This is a genomic window from Streptococcus mitis (genome assembly GCF_003942775.1).
Classification (GTDB): domain Bacteria; phylum Bacillota; class Bacilli; order Lactobacillales; family Streptococcaceae; genus Streptococcus; species Streptococcus mitis_CN.
Genome location: NZ_RJNX01000005.1, coordinates 22,122 through 39,509, shown reverse-complemented (window position 1 = coordinate 39,509; position 17,388 = coordinate 22,122). Strand labels below are relative to the sequence as shown.

At 40.3% G+C, this 17,388-nt stretch carries 19 protein-coding genes; all 19 read left to right on the top strand.

Translation table 11 applies throughout. From position 1 onward, the window contains the following. Nucleotides 1–99 precede the first annotated feature (99 nt). The 19 genes from rbfA (at nt 100) to D8848_RS07320 (ending at nt 17,323) form a co-directional block, all read left to right on the top strand. Nucleotides 100–450: a 30S ribosome-binding factor RbfA gene (gene rbfA / locus D8848_RS07415; RefSeq protein ID WP_001273601.1), complete on the top strand. Its 351-nt coding sequence runs from the start codon at nt 100–102 to the stop codon at nt 448–450. 148 nt (nt 451–598) lie between these two features. Then, entirely contained in the window at nt 599–1,378 is a 780-nt protein-coding gene (locus D8848_RS07410) for a hypothetical protein (protein WP_050265962.1), read from the top strand. Between the two features lies 1 nt (nt 1,379). Next, nucleotides 1,380–1,562 (top strand): hypothetical protein, encoded by a 183-nt coding sequence (locus D8848_RS07405; protein WP_125443378.1) that lies wholly within the window; start codon nt 1,380–1,382, stop codon nt 1,560–1,562. Nucleotides 1,563–1,827: 265 nt separating this feature from the next. After that, a complete protein-coding gene (locus D8848_RS07400) occupies nt 1,828–2,061 on the top strand; it encodes a DUF1858 domain-containing protein (RefSeq protein ID WP_000368734.1) in 234 nt (77 codons plus the stop codon). Beyond that, nucleotides 2,061–3,395 carry a DUF438 domain-containing protein gene (locus D8848_RS07395; protein ID WP_125443377.1) on the top strand — a complete coding sequence of 445 codons (1,335 nt, stop codon included), beginning with the start codon at nt 2,061–2,063 and terminating at the stop codon, nt 3,393–3,395. Before D8848_RS07400 ends, D8848_RS07395 begins: the two co-directional genes overlap by 1 nt. Nucleotides 3,396–3,404: 9 nt before the next feature. Further along, nucleotides 3,405–3,659, top strand: coding sequence for a DUF1912 family protein (locus D8848_RS07390; protein WP_125443376.1), 255 nt, complete (start codon nt 3,405–3,407; stop codon nt 3,657–3,659). A gap of 95 nt (nt 3,660–3,754) precedes the next feature. Further along, nucleotides 3,755–4,150 (top strand): helix-hairpin-helix domain-containing protein, encoded by a 396-nt coding sequence (locus tag D8848_RS07385; protein WP_000038635.1) that lies wholly within the window; start codon nt 3,755–3,757, stop codon nt 4,148–4,150. 282 nt (nt 4,151–4,432) lie between these two features. Next, nucleotides 4,433–5,011 (top strand): flavin reductase family protein, encoded by a 579-nt coding sequence (locus tag D8848_RS07375; protein ID WP_125443375.1) that lies wholly within the window; start codon nt 4,433–4,435, stop codon nt 5,009–5,011. After that, nucleotides 4,998–5,558, top strand: a complete 561-nt coding sequence (locus tag D8848_RS07370; protein ID WP_125443374.1) for a GNAT family N-acetyltransferase — start codon at nt 4,998–5,000, stop codon at nt 5,556–5,558. Before D8848_RS07375 ends, D8848_RS07370 begins: the two co-directional genes overlap by 14 nt. Beyond that, the gene (locus D8848_RS07365; RefSeq protein WP_125443373.1) at nt 5,558–6,136 is read left to right on the top strand and encodes an AAA family ATPase; all 579 of its coding nucleotides are present in this window, start codon (nt 5,558–5,560) and stop codon (nt 6,134–6,136) included. Before D8848_RS07370 ends, D8848_RS07365 begins: the two co-directional genes overlap by 1 nt. Beyond that, complete coding sequence (locus D8848_RS07360) at nt 6,129–8,777, top strand: valine--tRNA ligase (RefSeq protein WP_125443372.1); 2,649 nt, start codon at nt 6,129–6,131, stop codon at nt 8,775–8,777. Before D8848_RS07365 ends, D8848_RS07360 begins: the two co-directional genes overlap by 8 nt. Before the next feature lie 6 nt (nt 8,778–8,783). Further along, a complete protein-coding gene (locus D8848_RS07355) occupies nt 8,784–9,953 on the top strand; it encodes a hypothetical protein (RefSeq protein ID WP_125443371.1) in 1,170 nt (389 codons plus the stop codon). Beyond that, the gene (locus D8848_RS07350; protein ID WP_125443370.1) at nt 9,928–10,209 is read left to right on the top strand and encodes an STAS-like domain-containing protein; all 282 of its coding nucleotides are present in this window, start codon (nt 9,928–9,930) and stop codon (nt 10,207–10,209) included. The genes D8848_RS07355 and D8848_RS07350 overlap by 26 nt, the downstream gene beginning before the upstream one ends. 2 nt (nt 10,210–10,211) lie before the next feature. Then, nucleotides 10,212–10,658 (top strand): hypothetical protein, encoded by a 447-nt coding sequence (locus tag D8848_RS07345; protein WP_125450662.1) that lies wholly within the window; start codon nt 10,212–10,214, stop codon nt 10,656–10,658. A 38-nt stretch (nt 10,659–10,696) separates the two neighbouring features. Beyond that, the gene (locus D8848_RS07340; RefSeq protein WP_125444015.1) at nt 10,697–11,917 is read left to right on the top strand and encodes a DNA cytosine methyltransferase; all 1,221 of its coding nucleotides are present in this window, start codon (nt 10,697–10,699) and stop codon (nt 11,915–11,917) included. Between the two features lie 70 nt (nt 11,918–11,987). After that, on the top strand, nt 11,988–13,565 hold the full coding sequence (locus D8848_RS10785) for a hypothetical protein (protein WP_185756871.1): 1,578 nt from the start codon (nt 11,988–11,990) through the stop codon (nt 13,563–13,565). A gap of 130 nt (nt 13,566–13,695) precedes the next feature. Continuing rightward, complete coding sequence (gene rpoE, locus D8848_RS07330) at nt 13,696–14,283, top strand: DNA-directed RNA polymerase subunit delta (protein WP_000418409.1); 588 nt, start codon at nt 13,696–13,698, stop codon at nt 14,281–14,283. A gap of 236 nt (nt 14,284–14,519) precedes the next feature. Then, entirely contained in the window at nt 14,520–16,127 is a 1,608-nt protein-coding gene (locus D8848_RS07325; protein WP_000105246.1) for a CTP synthase, read from the top strand. Nucleotides 16,128–16,246: 119 nt separating this feature from the next. Then, nucleotides 16,247–17,323 carry an N-acetylmuramoyl-L-alanine amidase family protein gene (locus D8848_RS07320; protein WP_185756870.1) on the top strand — a complete coding sequence of 359 codons (1,077 nt, stop codon included), beginning with the start codon at nt 16,247–16,249 and terminating at the stop codon, nt 17,321–17,323. Nucleotides 17,324–17,388: the final 65 nt, after the last annotated feature.

Sequence of the window (17,388 nt, the reverse complement as noted above, 5' to 3'; positions counted from 1 at the left end):
GCTTGTTTCCTAGATTCAAATGGCTCTAGTTCCTCTATCTAATAAAAATAGCTAGGTCTGCTGGCCTAGCTTTTGGTTCAAAGTAGAGAAAGGAATATCATGGCAAATCATTTCCGTACGGATCGTGTGGGCATGGAAATCAAGCGTGAAGTCAATGAGATTTTGCAAAAGAAAGTCCGTGATCCGCGTGTCCAAGGTGTGACCATCACAGATGTTCAGATGCTAGGTGACTTGTCCGTTGCCAAGGTTTACTACACCATTTTGAGTAACCTTGCTTCAGATAATCAAAAAGCCCAAATCGGGCTTGAAAAAGCAACTGGTACCATCAAACGTGAACTTGGTCGCAATTTAAAATTGTACAAAATCCCAGATTTGACCTTCGTCAAAGACGAGTCCATCGAGTATGGAAACAAGATTGACGAAATGCTACGCAATCTGGATAAGAACTAAGAAGAGGGGCAACCCTCTTTTTTGGTGGGGAAATGGCTACAAAACATACTGGCGGAATCTTTCCAGAGTTAAATATTATTAAAAAGATTTATAAAATTCAGATAGTGTGATATTATGAAAGAAAGATACAAGAAAAAGAGGTATTTATATGGCTGAACAAGACTTAGCTATGCAAGTATTACAACAAGTGGTAAAACTACCTGTTGTTAAGGTTGATCGTTCGAAATTTTTAGTGGATAAGTTTTCCAAAGAATTGGATCCACAGGACATTCCTACCTTATTAGAACAAGGCCCAACGTCTCTCTTATCTCAAGAAACCTTAGATAGAGTGGCTAATGCCTGCATTAGGGATAATGTTTTATTGGCGAGTGGAACCTCTGTTGTTGCTGGATTACCTGGAGGGCTTGCTATGGCAATTACCATACCAGCGGATGTAGCTCAATTTTATGCTTTTTCTTTAAAATTAGCTCAAGAATTAGGTTATATTTATGGATATGAGGATCTTTGGGCTTCACGCGATGAGTTGAGTGAAGATGCTCAAAATACCCTCTTGCTTTATCTAGGGGTAATGTTGGGGGTGAATGGAACCGCTGCTTTGCTACGTGCAGGTGGTATAACAATTGCCAAACAGGTAATGAAAACAGTACCTAATAAAGCTTTAACAAAGACGCTTTGGTACCCTATTTTGAAAAAAGTCTTAAGAATATTTGGTGTGAATCTGACCAAGGGAGGGTTGGCCAAAGGAATGGGGAAATTCATACCTATCTTGGGAGGTATCATTTCAGGTGGTTTAACCTTTGCAACTATGAAACCGATGGGGGAAAGCTTGCAGAAAGAATTATCCAAGCTAGTCAACTATAGTGAAGTTCAATATCAAGAAGATGTTGAAACAATCCGAAAAGAGGCTGAAATAATCGAGGGTGAGTGAGATGAATCCTATCAAAGCTTTTGCTAAAATCTATGGTAATTACTTTTTGACCGTACAAGGTGTAAAAGTAATGAAAACGATAAAGAAAGATGACAATGTTGTTGTCGGTCTAGGTAAACTTTTTATTGCAGACAAGTTAATGGATACGGCTCGGTGGCTCATTAAGCCAGAGGATAAAAAATGAAATTTTTCTGGGCACTTCTTGCCATTATTTTTATCAAACCGATTATTGGGATTTTGAAATTCTTTTGGATGATCATCTCTTTTGCAGTCCAATTGCTGTTTTACAAGCTATTATTTAAACTATTGGAGTGGTTTTTTAAACTTATTTAGATGGTAATCCAAGTAGCAGAGAACTAGCAGGCACTCCACTGCTAGTTTTTTAATCTCTTTCCTTGTGGTATAATATAAGCAGTAAAATCATTTTAGAACATACAATGGAGGTCGTCATGGACAATATCATCGATGTGTCAATTCCTGTTGCAGAAGTGGTGGATAAGCATCCAGAAGTCTTGGAAATCCTAGTTGAGCTGGGTTTTAAACCCCTTGCTAATCCCTTGATGCGTAATACTATCGGTCGCAAAGTATCGCTCAAACAGGGTTCTAAGCTAGAAGGAACCCCTATGGACAAGATTGTCCGCACATTGGAAGCGAATGGCTACGAAGTGATTGGATTAGACTAATGGCAGATGAACGAATTCATGTCCTACGGGATATTTTGTTAGAATTGCATAATGGCGCCTCTCCTGAGTCGGTTCAGGAGCGCTTTGATGCGACCTTTACAGGTGTTTCAGCTATCGAGATTTCCCTTATGGAGCACGAGCTGATGAACTCAGACTCAGGTGTCACCTTTGAAGATGTCATGGAACTCTGTGATGTTCATGCCAATCTTTTTAAAAATGCTGTTAAGGATGTCGAAGTTGCAGATACCGAGCACCCAGGTCACCCAGTTCGGATTTTCAAAGAAGAAAATCTAGCCCTCCGTGCAGCCTTGATTCGCATTCGTAGATTGTTAGATACCTATGAGTCTATGGAAGATGAAGAGATGCTTGCGGAGATGCGTAAGGGTTTGGTGCGTCAGATGGGACTTGTGGGTCAATTTGACATCCACTACCAGCGTAAGGAAGAGCTCTTCTTCCCCATCATGGAGCGCTATGGACACGATTCACCTCCTAAGGTCATGTGGGGAGTGGATGACCAGATTAGGGAACTCTTTCAAACAGCTTTAGCGACAGCCAAGTCACTACCAGAAGTGCCGATTAGCACTGTAAAGGAAGCTTTTGAAGCTTTTGCGACAGAGTTTGAAAGTATGATTTTCAAGGAAGAGTCCATCCTTCTCATGATTCTTCTTGAGTCCTTTACTCAGGATGACTGGCTTCAGATTGCGGAGGAGAGCGATACCTATGGCTATGCTATCATCCGTCCGTCAGAAAAATGGGTGCCAGAAAGACAGAGCTTTGTTGAGGAAAAGAGTGCAGAGGAGCCCGTACAACTAGATACGACAGAAGGCCAAGTTCAGCAAGTTATCGATACGCCAGAAGGACAGTTTACCATTACCTTTACCCCTAAGGAAAAGGAAGCGGTGCTGGACCGCCATAGTCCACAGGCTTTTGGCAATGGCTATCTCTCAGTCGAGCAGGCCAATCTGATCCTCAATCACCTCCCCATGGAGATTACCTTTGTCAATAAAGACGATATTTTCCAGTATTACAATGACAATACGCCAGCTGATGAGATGATTTTCAAACGGACCCCGTCCCAAGTTGGGCGCAATGTTGAACTCTGCCATCCGCCTAAGTACTTGGACAAGGTAAAGACCATCATGAAGGGGCTTCGTGAGGGAAGCAAAGACAAGTATGAAATGTGGTTCAAGTCTGAGTCGCGAGGTAAGTTTGTCCACATCACCTACGCTGCAGTGCACGATGAAGATGGGGAATTCCAAGGTGTGTTGGAGTACGTTCAGGATATTCAACCCTACCGTGAGATTGATACGGACTATTTCCGTGGATTAGAATAAGGAGAAAAAATGAGTTACGAACAAGAATTTATGAAGGAATTTGAAGACTGGGTCAATACCCAGATCATGATTAACGACATGGCGCACAAGGAAAGTCAAAAAGTCTACGAAGAAGATCAAGACGAGCGTGCCAAAGATGCCATGATTCGCTACGAAAGCCGCTTGGATGCTTATCAGTTCTTGCTTGGTAAGTTTGAAAACTTCAAAGCAGGCAAGGGATTTCATGATTTGCCAGAAGGCTTGTTTGGTGAGCGAAATTATTAAACGAGATAGATTCTTGATTTTTTACTAAAATCTTGATAGAATATTTATATTAAATCCTTGTCAGAGCAGGGGTTTTTTATTGAAAGGATTTTATCATGTCAAAGAAACTCAATCGTAAAAAACAATTACGAAATAGCCTCCGTCGTGCAGGTGCTTTTTCAAGTACTGTGACTAAGGTTGTAGAAGAGACAAAAAAAGTCGTAAAACGTGCTGAGCAGTCAGCAAGCCAAGCTGGTAAGGCTGTTTCTAAAAAAGTTGAACAAGCAGTAGAAGCTACCAAAGAGCAAGCTCAAAAAGTAGCCAATTCTGTAGAAGATTTTGCAGCAAACTTGGGTGGACTTCCACTTGATCGTGCCAAAACTTTCTATGATGAAGGAATTAAGTCTGCTTCAGATTTTAAAAACTGGACTGAAAAAGAACTCCTTGCCTTGAAAGGAATCGGCCCAGCTACCATCAAGAAATTGAAAGAAAATGGTATCAAGTTCAAGTAATATTTCTTGTGCCTTGCATTTCCGTTAAAATCTTGCTACAATAGAGCCATTAGAGGTGTTTTGAATCTCACATTTTACAGAAAGTGGCGGTGCTGAGAAGTCCACAAGTGTGTCAAAACTGGTTGCTAATGGATAAAAAATTGAAATAAAAGTGTCTTTTTGTTTTAAAGACGAGAGTTGCGGGCTCTGCCCGAAATTGGGTGGTACCGCGGATAAATACATTCGTCCCTGTCATGTAGATGGCAGGGATTTTCTTTTGCGTCTTAGTAAAAGGAGGTTGTTATGAAGCAATCTTTTAAAACAAGTAAACTCTACTATGGCTTTCCTATCTTCATTTTGGGATATCAGGATCAGAATTTTGGACACAATATTACGACTTGTAGCTCCTCTTATAGCTTGGGAGATTGGCTAGTCATTGGTGTCGGAGCTGAGGAAAATGCGGCTGAGCAAATCAAGCATTACCAGAAGTTCACCGTGAATATCCCTGATGAAAATCTCATGCTCGAGATGGAGCAGACTGGTTTTATCAGTCATCGAGAAAAATTGAAACACCTGGGGCTAGACTACGAGATTTCTGAACGGACTCAGGCACCGATTTTAGAGGCTTGTCCAGTCGTATTGGACTGTCGGGTAGATCGGATTATCGAGGAAGATGGAATCTGTCATATCTTTGCCAAGATTATCGAGCGACTTGCTGATCCAGATCTCTTGGATGAGAAAGAGCATTTTAAAAATGACCGTTTTTCACCGACTTACTTTATGGGGGACGGTCACCAGCGCGTTTATCGTTATCTAGATGACCGAGTCGATCCTATGGGAAGCTTTATCAAGAAAGCGAGGAAGAAGGATGTCAAGAGCTGAGTTGCCAGATAAAATCGAAACAGAACGTCTCGTTTTACGAGTCCGTACTGTGGCAGATGCTGAGGATATCCATGCCTACGCTAGTCTCCCAGAGGTCGCCTATCCAGCAGGCTTTCCTCCAGTCAAGACCTTGGAAGATGAGGTTTACTATCTGGAGCATATTCTGCCCGAGCGTAATCAAAAGGAAAATCTCCCAGCTGGCTACGGAATTGTCGTCAAAGGAACCGATAAAGTCATCGGCTCTGTTGACTTCAATCACCGTCACGGAGATGATGTTCTGGAACTCGGCTATACCTTGCATCCAGACTATTGGGGGCAAGGCTACGTACCAGAAGCAGCGCTTGCCTTGATTGACCTAGTTTTTAGAGAACTGGGTCTTCACAAGATTGAACTCTCTTGCTTTGGCTACAATATCCAAAGTCAACGAGTTGCAGAAAAACTTGGTTTTACTCTTGAAGCTCGCATCCGAAACCGTAAAGATGTTCAAGGAAACCGCTGTGACAGTCTGATATATGGCTTGCTGAGAAGTGAGTGGGAGGTAATTTGATGCATCTTTTCATCATTGGTGCTCCGGCCTCAGGAAAAATGACCATTGGTCAAGAACTATCTCGACTGACGGATTCTACCCTCTTTTATAACCATCAAGCCATCGATTTTGCACTAGAAATCTATCAGGATTATACAGAGGAGATGTGGGAATTTGTTCGTGGAATGACCTTTTCTTTCCTTGGAGCAAGTGCAAGAAATCAGCGATCAGTAATTTTAACTGACGTAATTGATTTTTCAAATCAGTACCAGCTGATGTATTTAAAGCAAATTCAGGATTTGTTGAATGACTATCATCAAGAGATTCTTTTTGTTGAATTGGAAACAAGCCTTGAAGAGCGCTTACATCGAAATCGAACGGAGAATCGATTAAAGCACAAACCCTTAAAACGACATATTGAGGTATCTGAAAGAGAAATTTTAGAGACAGCTGAAACACTTCAATTAAATTCCCAACATCCACCGAATGAGTTGCACCACTACTTTAAAATAAATAATACTAATTTGTCTGCAGAAGAAGCTGCTAAGCAAATTCAAAATAAAATGAATACAATAGAGAAAGGACAAACACATGTCTAAAGAACTTTCACCTAAATATAATCCAGCCGAGGTTGAGGCTGGTCGTTACCAAAAATGGCTTGATGCGGATGTTTTCAAGCCTTCAGGAGACCAAAAGGCTAAGCCTTATTCAATCGTCATTCCGCCACCAAACGTAACTGGGAAACTTCACCTTGGTCACGCTTGGGATACGACTTTGCAAGATATCATCATCCGTCAAAAACGCATGCAAGGTTTTGATACGCTTTGGCTTCCTGGTATGGACCACGCTGGTATTGCCACTCAAGCTAAGGTTGAGGAGCGCTTACGTGGTGAGGGCATTACGCGTTATGACCTCGGTCGTGAAAAATTCCTAGATAAAGTCTGGGAATGGAAAGATGAGTATGCCACTACCATCAAAGAACAATGGGGCAAGATGGGGCTTTCTGTAGACTACTCTCGTGAGCGTTTCACTCTTGATGAAGGTTTGTCAAAAGCTGTTCGTAAGGTCTTTGTGGACCTTTACAAGAAAGGCTGGATCTACCGTGGTGAGTTTATCATCAACTGGGATCCAGCAGCTCGCACAGCCCTTTCTGATATCGAAGTTATCCATAAGGACGTGGAAGGTGCCTTCTACCACATGAACTATATGCTAGAAGACGGTTCACGCGCCCTTGAAGTGGCAACAACTCGTCCTGAGACTATGTTTGGGGACGTTGCCGTTGCGGTCAATCCAGAAGATCCACGCTACAAGGACTTGATCGGTAAAAACGTCATCCTTCCAATTGCTAATAAATTAATCCCAATCGTTGCAGACGAACATGCCGATCCCGAGTTTGGTACTGGTGTTGTTAAAATCACGCCTGCCCACGATCCAAACGACTTCTTGGTTGGTCAACGCCATAACTTGCCACAAGTCAACGTCATGAACGACGACGGAACTATGAATGAGCTTGCCTTCGAATTTGCAGGCATGGATCGTTTTGAAGCTCGTAAGGCAGTCGTAGCTAAGTTGGAAGAAATCGGTGCCCTCGTTAAAATCGAAAAACGTGTCCACAGTGTTGGTCACTCAGAGCGTACAGGTGTTGTGGTTGAACCACGCTTGTCTACTCAGTGGTTCGTCAAGATGGATCAATTGGCCAAAAATGCTATTGCTAACCAAGATACAGAAGACAAGGTAGAATTCTACCCACCTCGTTTCAACGATACCTTCCTCCAATGGATGGAAAATGTCCACGACTGGGTCATCTCTCGTCAGCTCTGGTGGGGTCACCAAATCCCTGCTTGGTACAATGCTGAGGGTGAAATGTATGTCGGTGAAGAAGCGCCAGAAGGTGACGGTTGGACTCAGGACGAAGATGTCTTGGATACTTGGTTCAGTTCTGCTCTTTGGCCATTCTCTACTATGGGCTGGCCTGATGTCGACTCAGAAGACTTCAAACGTTACTTCCCAACTTCAACCCTAGTAACAGGTTACGACATCATCTTCTTCTGGGTGTCTCGTATGATCTTCCAATCATTGGAATTCACTGGCCGTCAGCCATTCCAAAACGTGCTTATCCACGGTCTCATTCGTGACGAGCAAGGACGTAAGATGTCTAAGTCTCTCGGTAACGGGATTGACCCGATGGATGTTATCGAGAAATACGGTGCCGATGCCCTTCGCTGGTTCCTTTCAAACGGTTCTGCACCAGGACAAGACGTGCGCTTCTCTTACGAGAAAATGGATGCTTCATGGAACTTCATTAACAAAATCTGGAACATCTCTCGCTACATCCTTATGAACAATGAAGGATTGACCCTTGAGCAAGCAACTGCTAATGTGGAAAAAGTTGTTAACAAGGAAGCTGGAAATGTCACAGACCTCTGGATTCTCCACAACCTCAATGAAACCATCGGAAAAGCTACTGCCAACTTTGACAAGTTTGAATTTGGTGTGGCTGGACACATCCTCTACAACTTCATCTGGGATGAATTTGCGGACTGGTACGTTGAGTTGACCAAGGAAGTCCTTTATAGCGATAACGAAGAAGAGAAGGTCATCACACGCTCTGTTCTCCTTTATACTTTGGACAAGATTCTTCGTCTCCTTCACCCAATCATGCCATTCGTGACAGAGGAAATCTTTGGACAAATCTCAGAAGGTTCTATCGTGACAGCAGAATACCCAACTGTCAACCAAGCCTTTGAAGACCTTGCGGCTCACACTGGTGTTGAAAGTCTCAAAGACTTGATCCGTGCCGTTCGTAATGCGCGTGCAGAAGTAAATGTAGCACCAAGTAAACCTATCACCATCCTTGTTAAGACAAGCGATAGCGACTTGGAAGCCTTCTTTAACAGCAATATCAATTACATCAAACGCTTCACAAATCCAGAACACTTGGAAATCGCTTCAACCATCCCTGCACCTGAACTCGCGATGTCAAGCGTCATCACAGGAGCAGAAATCTACCTGCCACTGGCAGATCTCCTCAATGTCGAAGAAGAACTGGCTCGTCTCGACAAGGAACTGGCTAAATGGCAAAAAGAATTGGATATGGTCGGTAAGAAGCTCTCTAACGAACGCTTCGTAGCCAATGCCAAACCAGAAGTTGTCCAAAAAGAACGCGACAAACAAGCCGACTACCAAGCTAAATACGATGCGACCGTCGCACGTATTGATGAGATGAAGAAATTGGGCTGATATTCTATGAGTCAAAATGTAGATTTGATTTTCTCTAATTATTCTAACTATAAACCACGATTAGAGAAAGATAAAAAAGGGAAAAAATATTATTCTTTCAGAACAAAGATTAAAAATTTCGATGCAGATTTATTGTCTTCGATTATTTCTTTTTCAACATCGATTCTAGAAAAACCTAAACTAATCCGAAATATAGAATTTAATTTTGATTCTATAGAGTTACAAGATAAATTGTCTTATATTTATTTTGAATGCATCTGTTTTTATCTAATTAGTCAAGGTTTTGTTGTATCAGTCTATTTAGAAGTAACTAGGAACGTGGTATCTTCAGGAATTTACGATTCGCCTATAAAATACTTAAATCCGCCTAATGGAAATTACTCGCTTGAAAAATTTTTGACGGAATTTCAAGTAAAATATACACGGACACATTTGAGATTATGGGTAACCTCTAAAAATGACTTCTCGTCTTTTTCCTCGACAATAGTAAGCTTTTTAAAAAATTTATTTATAATTGATGATAAAAAGATTTTATTTTCCATTGCTAATACTATAGGCGAATTGGTTGGAAACGCTATAGAACACGGGAGATCTGATTGCTTAGTGGATATAGATTATTCTGATAGTTTTGTTCATATTCAAAAACCTGATAGAAATTTTTCAGCTTTAAATGTTGTTATATTGAATTTTTCTACAATAAAAATGGGTGATTTAGTAAAGAATAAAATTACACAGTCTCATCCTTGTAAAATGGGTGTAAAATATCAGGATATAAAGAGAATTTATAATATCCATGAAACCTTCTTTAATCAACAGTATACTGAAAATATTTTTTGGATTATTGCTTCTTTACAACATGAAATATCGGGTAGGCAAGATACAATGATTAGTGGTGGTAGAGGAAGTACTAAACTTCTTAAATCGATTATAGATTATTCGGAAAGCAACTATTGCTATATAATGAGCGGGCATGAGTTAGTGAAGTTTCATCATAATTTATTGAATGAAGATTCTCAAGGTTACGTCTCATTCTCGAATTCCGACTTTCAGTCTGCTAAACCAGAAAAGGAAGTATATTCTAAATCAAAAATATATTTACCTGGTGTTGGTTATAATTTGAATTTTGTTTTGGAAAAAAAGGATAGTGAAGATGAAAGAAATAAAGTTAACGTTTAAAAAAACATACATAAGCTTGGCTGGTAATCCAGAAGGGAAAGAAATTTTTAAAAATCAAATAAAGCCTTATATACAGGATGAGGAAAAAATTAAATTAATTTTTCCACCTGAAATCGAAAATGTAGCATCATCTTTTTTTCAAGGTCTTTTTGAAGAAGAACTTGAAAAAATTGGTAAAAAAAGAGTTGAATCTAAATATACTCTTGTTTTTGAAAACGAGAATTTAGACTACTCTATTAAGGAGGCTATTGACTAGATATGTGGAGTAATGTTTTATCAGCAATAGCTATTATATTATCGGTTATTACTTTTGTGATTAATTTAATTTTTGAAAATATAAAATTGAAGAGAGAAAAAAACTCTAAAATTTTTCAAGATATTTATTTTGAACTTATGCAGTATAAAATACCAAAAGCTGAATCTGATATCAATTATATTCATACTAATGGTAGGATTAAATTAACTGGTATTACTGATATGACAGATATTTTAAAGATCCTTAGAAAAAAATCTAGTTTTTATAAATTCACTGATGAGAAATTTTATAAACTTCTTACAGATTATATCATGGAGATAGAGAACTATTATTCTATAGTGTTAAATACTGTTGATGATGATGAAAAATATAGGAAATTTAAATCAGAATCAAGAGAGAAAATTAGCAAACTTTATAATATTCTACTAAAAAAATTGAATAAAGGTTAAACATTACTTAACTTTTATTATAGAAAGCAGGTTACTACATGACAAATTCTGTAAGTTCTAACCGACCGGAGAAGTACAACATTGCAGCCTTCTTCTCAGGTGTTGGGGGAATTGAGTTGGGATTTGAACAGACCAACGAGTTCAGAGTGGTGTATGCCAATGAATTTGATAAGTATGCGCGTCAGACTTATCAGTTAAACCATCCAGACACCTATTTGGATGGTCGTGATATTCACGATGTTCAGCCAGAGGACATTCCGGCTGAGCGCGTGGATGTGATTATGGGAGGTTTCCCCTGTCAGGCCTTTAGTATTGCGGGTTATCGCAAGGGATTTGATGACGATCGTGGCGATCTTTTCTTTGAGTTACTTCGGATGATTGCGGGATGCAAACCTCGTGCCATTTTCATCGAAAACGTCAAAAACATGGTCGGGCATGATCACGGCAATACCTTCAAGGTTATTCGTGAAGCCTTGACCGAGAACAACTACTTTATCAAGTGGAAGGTTCTCAACGGGAAAGACTACGGAAATATCCCACAAAACCGTGAGAGGATTTATATCGTTGGTTTTGATACCAAGGAAGCTTATGATTTGTTTGAATTTCCAGAGGAAATCAAGCTCACGACTTCTCTTCAAGACGTCATTAACTTTGGTGATCAGCTAGACGAGATCTACTATTACCGTGAAGGCAAGCAGACTTTCTACGACCAGTTGAAGTTTGAAGTGACTAGTCAAGATACAGTTTACCAATGGCGCCGTCAGTATGTCCGTGAAAATAAAAACGGTGTTGTTCCTACCTTGACAGCTAATATGGGAACAGGTGGCCATAATGTCCCTCTGATTCTGACAGACAGTGGTGAGATTCGGAAGATAACTCCTAAAGAAACTTTTAATGTTCAAGGTTATCCTAAATCCTTTAAAATCCCAGAAGGCGTTTCTAACGGTCAGCTATACAAGCAGGCTGGAAATAGCGTAGTCGTTCCCGTGATTAAACGCATCGCGGAAAATGTAGCTAAGGCCTTGAATGACAGCCAAGGGCAATCTCAACTTAACCGCTCAGGAAAATTCGCTATTATCTACACCAAGATGAATGGACAATTTGAAGGGCAATCCTATGTCAAGGACTTTGTAGATAGCTATGATCAAGCTCTTGAAAAAATCAAATCTTATGATGATGGTTTAGCCCTTCTGTCTGGTGAAGATTACTTAAAATTGGTAAAAAAACGAGGAAATCTTGAATTTTACAGTATTAATTAACGAATATATAAGAGGATTAGTGAAAAACTAATCTTCTTTTGATATACTGAAAATAGAAAAGAGGGCGCTTATGTGGGAACATCTAAAGTCTGAACAAAAAGACAAATACAAAACCTTAATTACCAACTTCGCTAGTTTGAGCCAAGCTTTCTCTCAAAAGGCAGAATCCGAAGATGAGGGACAAACAGAGAATTATGTTGCTCCAATTGTTAATTCTAAATTTCAGGAAACTGTTTTCCAGAAGGCTTTTAATGCGGTTGGAGAAGATATTGCCAATACCTCTTATGATGCTTCTGTCGTAGTGGATGAAAATCATAAATACCTAGTGGGTATCAAGTCTTTTGGAATTAATTCGGGAGATCAAAAAATCGCTCAGTTTAAAAAAGATTCTCAATCTTGGACGGAATTGTTGGGTGATATCAAATTCCATGCAGATATTTCAGCAGATAAAGAAACAGCAGACAAGAAAAACTATCGACGCTATGAAGAGTTGGCACGAAAGATTGCGACTTTGAGAAATCAGAGAATCGAATCTTCCAAGGCGCAAATCAAGGGATTCAACTCTGACTCGGTCAATGTTGAAGCTGTTTACCACGTTTTGATGCCGACACCAAAGGGAGAAAATCCTAAGATTTTTGTTGGCGAGACGACTTATTTGCCAGTCGATATTGATAATCTGGTCATTGAAGGTTCAACCACCAAAAACAATCCAACCAATTTTCGATTTACGGATGGACAACATCATTACAAGTATACAGCAGCTGATAGCCAGCTCCACATGACTTTTAATAATAAAGACATTGTGGTAGATACTTGGGATGTCCATTACATCGAAGATCCTTTTTCGCTATTTGAAAATCTTCATTTACTGACAGCTGAAAAGGATAAAACTGATATCTTAGAGACAGTGTCTTGGGCTATCACAGATAAACATGGAAATGTGGAAGAAAACTCGGGTTTCAATGCCTTTAACGGCGGTTCAAAANTAGCCAAAAAAGATCGCTTGCCACGAATTTTAAAGATTCAGGATAAATTTAAGGACTGTCTGGCTCCAGAAGAACTAGCTTTTGTGACTTTCTCCTTAGAAGAAATTCTATTGAAAAAATGGACCAGTAAGGAAGAAAAAGCTCAGATGAAAGCTATTCGTGAGGATTTGATTCACTTTGTTCACAATACTGGCACTAAAAAACTCATTAAAGAAATTGAACAGCTGGTTTATCGTCCAGTTAGTGAAGTCTACATTCCTCTGCCTGACTCGAAAAACTTTCACGATGAAAGACCTGATTTCTTTGGTCCTGGGTTTGGGACCTTTGAACCTGGTACTAAAAAACTAGCTCTATCCAAAGAAGAAAGAACCTTTAAGCTACGCTTCTTATCTTCTGGTGATGTTATTAACGCCTATATAAATCAAGAAGCTGGTAAGGCTATTCAGTCTACCGATAAGCAAGAAATCCTCGGGAATTGGATTTTACGTGGTGTTTTCCAGTTGAAAGAACGAGAAGTCTTGACAGGTCAACGACTCAATGAACTGGAAATCAACGGTATTCGTTTGACTAAGTTTAAAAATGGGGAAATCGGTATTGAATTCATCTGGATTGATACAGAAAACCCACCTCACGACACCATCGGCTGGGTAGCAAAGAAATAAAAGTCCTGTCACTTTCTCCCCCTTAACCTTTGACTATTCCGCAAAATTATCGTAAAATAAAGAGTAAATGATAAAATGAGGTCAGAGTCTGTTCGCTCTGGCGATAGTAGTATAAATGAGGAGAAACGCTTTGGAATTAGAAGTATTTGCTGGGCAAGAAAAAAGTGAGCTATCTATGATTGAGGTAGCGCGTGCTATCTTGGAACTTCGTGGTCGTGATCATGAGATGCATTTTAGCGATCTTGTAAACGAAATTCAAAACTATCTTGGAACGTCAAACAGCGATATCCGCGAAGCCTTGCCTTTGTTCTACACAGAGTTAAACTTTGACGGTAGCTTCATCTCACTTGGGGACAACAAATGGGGTCTTCGTTCATGGTATGGTGTAGACGAAATCGACGAAGAAATCATCGCTCTTGAGGAAAATGACGACGATGAAGTAGCACCAAAAGCTAAGAAAAAACGTGTCAATGCCTTCATGGATGGCGATTCAGATGCAATTGACTACAATGCAGATGATCCAGAAGACGAAGATGCATACGAAGCAGATCCAGCTCTTTCATACGATGATGAAAATCCAGATGATGAGAAAAATGAAGTGGAAGCTTACGATGCAGAAATCAACGAAATCGCCCCAGATGACTTGGGTGAAGACGTGGATCTCAACGAAGAAGACGACGAGTTTTCAGATGATGATACTGAAAACATCGAGGAATAAAAGTTAGCTATTGACAATTATCCTATTTTTAGGTATCATATTGTTCGGGCACCTCTTTTAGAGGTCGGAGCTCCCTAGTTCTTAGGGAGCTATTTTTGTTTTTTCAAGAAGTTATCTTCTTGTATTTTAGTTGTGAATCTGGTGCAGTCGTCCCAGATTATTCTTATTAATAGGGTCTTGTTTTCTATGTCCCCTCGTAGTCAGCAAGACCTTGAGCATTTTAGAAAGAGGAATCTATGTCAACGAAATATATTTTTGTAACTGGTGGTGTGGTATCGTCTATTGGGAAAGGGATTGTGGCAGCAAGTCTAGGCCGTCTCTTGAAAAATCGTGGTCTCAAAGTAACTATTCAAAAGTTTGACCCTTATATCAATATCGATCCGGGAACTATGAGCCCTTACCAGCACGGGGAAGTTTTTGTAACGGATGATGGGGCTGAGACTGATTTGGACTTGGGTCACTATGAACGTTTCATCGATATCAATCTCAATAAATATTCCAACGTGACAACTGGTAAAATCTACAGTGAAGTTCTGCGTAAGGAACGTCGTGGAGAATACCTTGGGGCAACTGTTCAGGTTATTCCTCATATCACAGATGCTTTGAAAGAAAAAATTAAGCGTGCCGCTCTAACGACTGACTCTGATGTCATTATCACAGAGGTCGGTGGAACCGTTGGGGATATCGAGTCCTTGCCATTCCTAGAGGCCCTTCGTCAGATGAAGGCAGATGTGGGTGCGGATAATGTCATGTATATCCATACAACCTTGCTTCCTTACCTCAAGGCTGCTGGTGAAATGAAAACCAAACCAACCCAACACTCTGTCAAAGAATTACGTGGCTTGGGAATCCAGCCAAATATGTTGGTTATTCGTACAGAAGAGCCAGCTGGTCAGGGAATTAAAAACAAACTAGCTCAGTTCTGTGATGTGGCACCAGAAGCCGTTATCGAGTCTTTAGACGTTGAACATCTTTACCAAATTCCGTTGAATTTGCAGGCACAAGGTATGGACCAGATTGTTTGTGACCACTTGAAGTTAGACGCACCAGTAGCAGATATGACAGAATGGTCAGCCATGGTGGACAAGGTCATGAACCTCAAGAAACAAGTTAAGATTTCCCTTGTTGGTAAGTATGTGGAGTTGCAAGATGCCTACATTTCTGTGGTTGAAGCCTTGAAACACTCTGGTTATGCCAACGACGCAGAAGTTAAAATCAATTGGATCAATGCCAATGATGTGACAGCAGAGAATGTGGCAGAGCTTTTGTCTGATGCGGACGGAATCATCGTACCAGGCGGTTTTGGCCAGCGTGGCACGGAAGGGAAAATCCAAGCCATTCGCTATGCGCGTGAAAATGATGTTCCAATGTTAGGTGTCTGCTTGGGAATGCAGTTGACTTGTATCGAATTTGCTCGTCACGTTTTGGGTCTTGAAGGTGCCAATTCTGCAGAGCTTGCACCAGAAACAAAATACCCTATCATTGATATCATGCGTGATCAGATTGATGTGGAGGATATGGGGGGAACCCTTCGCTTGGGACTTTATCCGTCTAAACTAAAACGTGGCTCTAAGGCAGCGGCTGCTTATCACAATCAAGAAGTGGTGCAACGCCGTCACCGTCACCGCTATGAGTTTAACAACGCCTTCCGTGAGCAATTTGAGGCAGCAGGTTTTGTCTTCTCAGGAGTTTCTCCAGATAATCGTTTGGTAGAAATTGTGGAAATTCCTGAAAATAAATTCTTTGTAGCGTGTCAGTATCACCCTGAACTGTCAAGTCGTCCAAACCGTCCAGAAGAACTCTACACTGCCTTTGTCACTGCAGCAGTTGAGAACAGTAATTAGCAAGCAAAAAACCTTTGAGAACAATCTCAGAGGTTTTTTACTTGTATATTTAGGATATGAGTTGCAAAATAAGAACATAGTGATATAATTAACATAATAATGACTAAGGAGGAACTACAATGAAAAAAATCACATTATTTGGTTTGTCTCTAGCTGGTCTAGCTTTGCTTGTTTCACCTCATTCAGGGCAGGCATTTGAGCTTAAAGAAGAATGGGTTGTTAAGTGTGGGGTACAGTATCAAGATGGCAAGATTCTTCGGTTTAACAATGGTCATGAAGTGGATATCAAAGTCTTGGATTTGCCAAAAACCGAGAAAATCGAGTGGACGGTTAGTCTCAATGGTCAAGATCAGACTGTCAATTTCCTAGGTCAAGAAAAGGACAAGTCTATGATTGGTATAGAAGGGCGTTACCTGAATTTCTATGTTCCATATGGCTATAAAGGAGATATCAAGGTCGAGGCTAAGAGCGGAAACGAAGTAAAGACCTGGTCAACGAAAGTTGTGGATGATATTCATAATGATAGTGGAAAGAGAGGCTACTACCATATTAAAGAATCAAATGATCAATACACCTACCTTGATACAAAATGGGACTATCAAACCAAGACTTACACTGCTACCTTACCAGAGACTGTCAATGGTCAAAAAGTTTTTGCTTGGGCAAATTATGATAATGACGAGTTGAAGCTAGAAAAACCAAAATCTATCAGTCATAAATATGATGATGGAGGATCTTTCAAAGAACTTTATCCGATTGTAAAAGCAGAAAGCTGGCTAAAATCAAACCAAAACTGGTACTATCAACAACAAGGTCAATTAGTGCAGAAGGATTGGGTTTATGACAAGGGAACTTGGTACTTTATGAATGATAAAGGAGTCATGTTCAATCAAACTTGGCTTTATCAAGGTAGCAACTGGTATGCCTTTAAATTATCAGGAGCCATGATTGCGAGTGACTGGCTTTACGACCAAGGTAAGTGGTACTATTTATCAACTTCAGGAGCCATGAAAGCAAGCACTTGGGTTTATGACAAGGGAGAATGGTATTATGTAAGTTCTTCTGGTGCCATGCTAGCGAATGATTGGGTCAAAGATAATGGCAAGTGGTATTATCTGGCTTCATCAGGTAAGATGCTTCGCAATACCTACACACCAGATGGCTACTACGTTGGCAACTCAGGTGCCTGGCAATAAGAATAAGAAGTCCTTTTCCTTAAAGGAAGAGGCTTTTTACTTGCTTTTCTGCTGCTTCCTCATTT

Coding starts and splice junctions, on each gene's coding strand:
- D8848_RS07400 (WP_000368734.1), top strand. CDS start 1,828: ATGGACAATATCATCGATGTGTCAATTCCTGTTGCAGAAGTGGTGGAT.
- rbfA (WP_001273601.1), top strand. CDS start 100: ATGGCAAATCATTTCCGTACGGATCGTGTGGGCATGGAAATCAAGCGT.
- D8848_RS07345 (WP_125450662.1), top strand. CDS start 10,212: ATGTGGAGTAATGTTTTATCAGCAATAGCTATTATATTATCGGTTATT.
- D8848_RS07395 (WP_125443377.1), top strand. CDS start 2,061: ATGGCAGATGAACGAATTCATGTCCTACGGGATATTTTGTTAGAATTG.
- D8848_RS07390 (WP_125443376.1), top strand. CDS start 3,405: ATGAGTTACGAACAAGAATTTATGAAGGAATTTGAAGACTGGGTCAAT.
- D8848_RS07385 (WP_000038635.1), top strand. CDS start 3,755: ATGTCAAAGAAACTCAATCGTAAAAAACAATTACGAAATAGCCTCCGT.
- D8848_RS07360 (WP_125443372.1), top strand. CDS start 6,129: ATGTCTAAAGAACTTTCACCTAAATATAATCCAGCCGAGGTTGAGGCT.
- D8848_RS07370 (WP_125443374.1), top strand. CDS start 4,998: ATGTCAAGAGCTGAGTTGCCAGATAAAATCGAAACAGAACGTCTCGTT.
- D8848_RS07355 (WP_125443371.1), top strand. CDS start 8,784: ATGAGTCAAAATGTAGATTTGATTTTCTCTAATTATTCTAACTATAAA.
- D8848_RS07340 (WP_125444015.1), top strand. CDS start 10,697: ATGACAAATTCTGTAAGTTCTAACCGACCGGAGAAGTACAACATTGCA.
- D8848_RS07350 (WP_125443370.1), top strand. CDS start 9,928: ATGAAAGAAATAAAGTTAACGTTTAAAAAAACATACATAAGCTTGGCT.
- D8848_RS07410 (WP_050265962.1), top strand. CDS start 599: ATGGCTGAACAAGACTTAGCTATGCAAGTATTACAACAAGTGGTAAAA.
- D8848_RS07365 (WP_125443373.1), top strand. CDS start 5,558: ATGCATCTTTTCATCATTGGTGCTCCGGCCTCAGGAAAAATGACCATT.
- D8848_RS07320 (WP_185756870.1), top strand. CDS start 16,247: ATGAAAAAAATCACATTATTTGGTTTGTCTCTAGCTGGTCTAGCTTTG.
- D8848_RS07405 (WP_125443378.1), top strand. CDS start 1,380: ATGAATCCTATCAAAGCTTTTGCTAAAATCTATGGTAATTACTTTTTG.
- D8848_RS07325 (WP_000105246.1), top strand. CDS start 14,520: ATGTCAACGAAATATATTTTTGTAACTGGTGGTGTGGTATCGTCTATT.
- D8848_RS07375 (WP_125443375.1), top strand. CDS start 4,433: ATGAAGCAATCTTTTAAAACAAGTAAACTCTACTATGGCTTTCCTATC.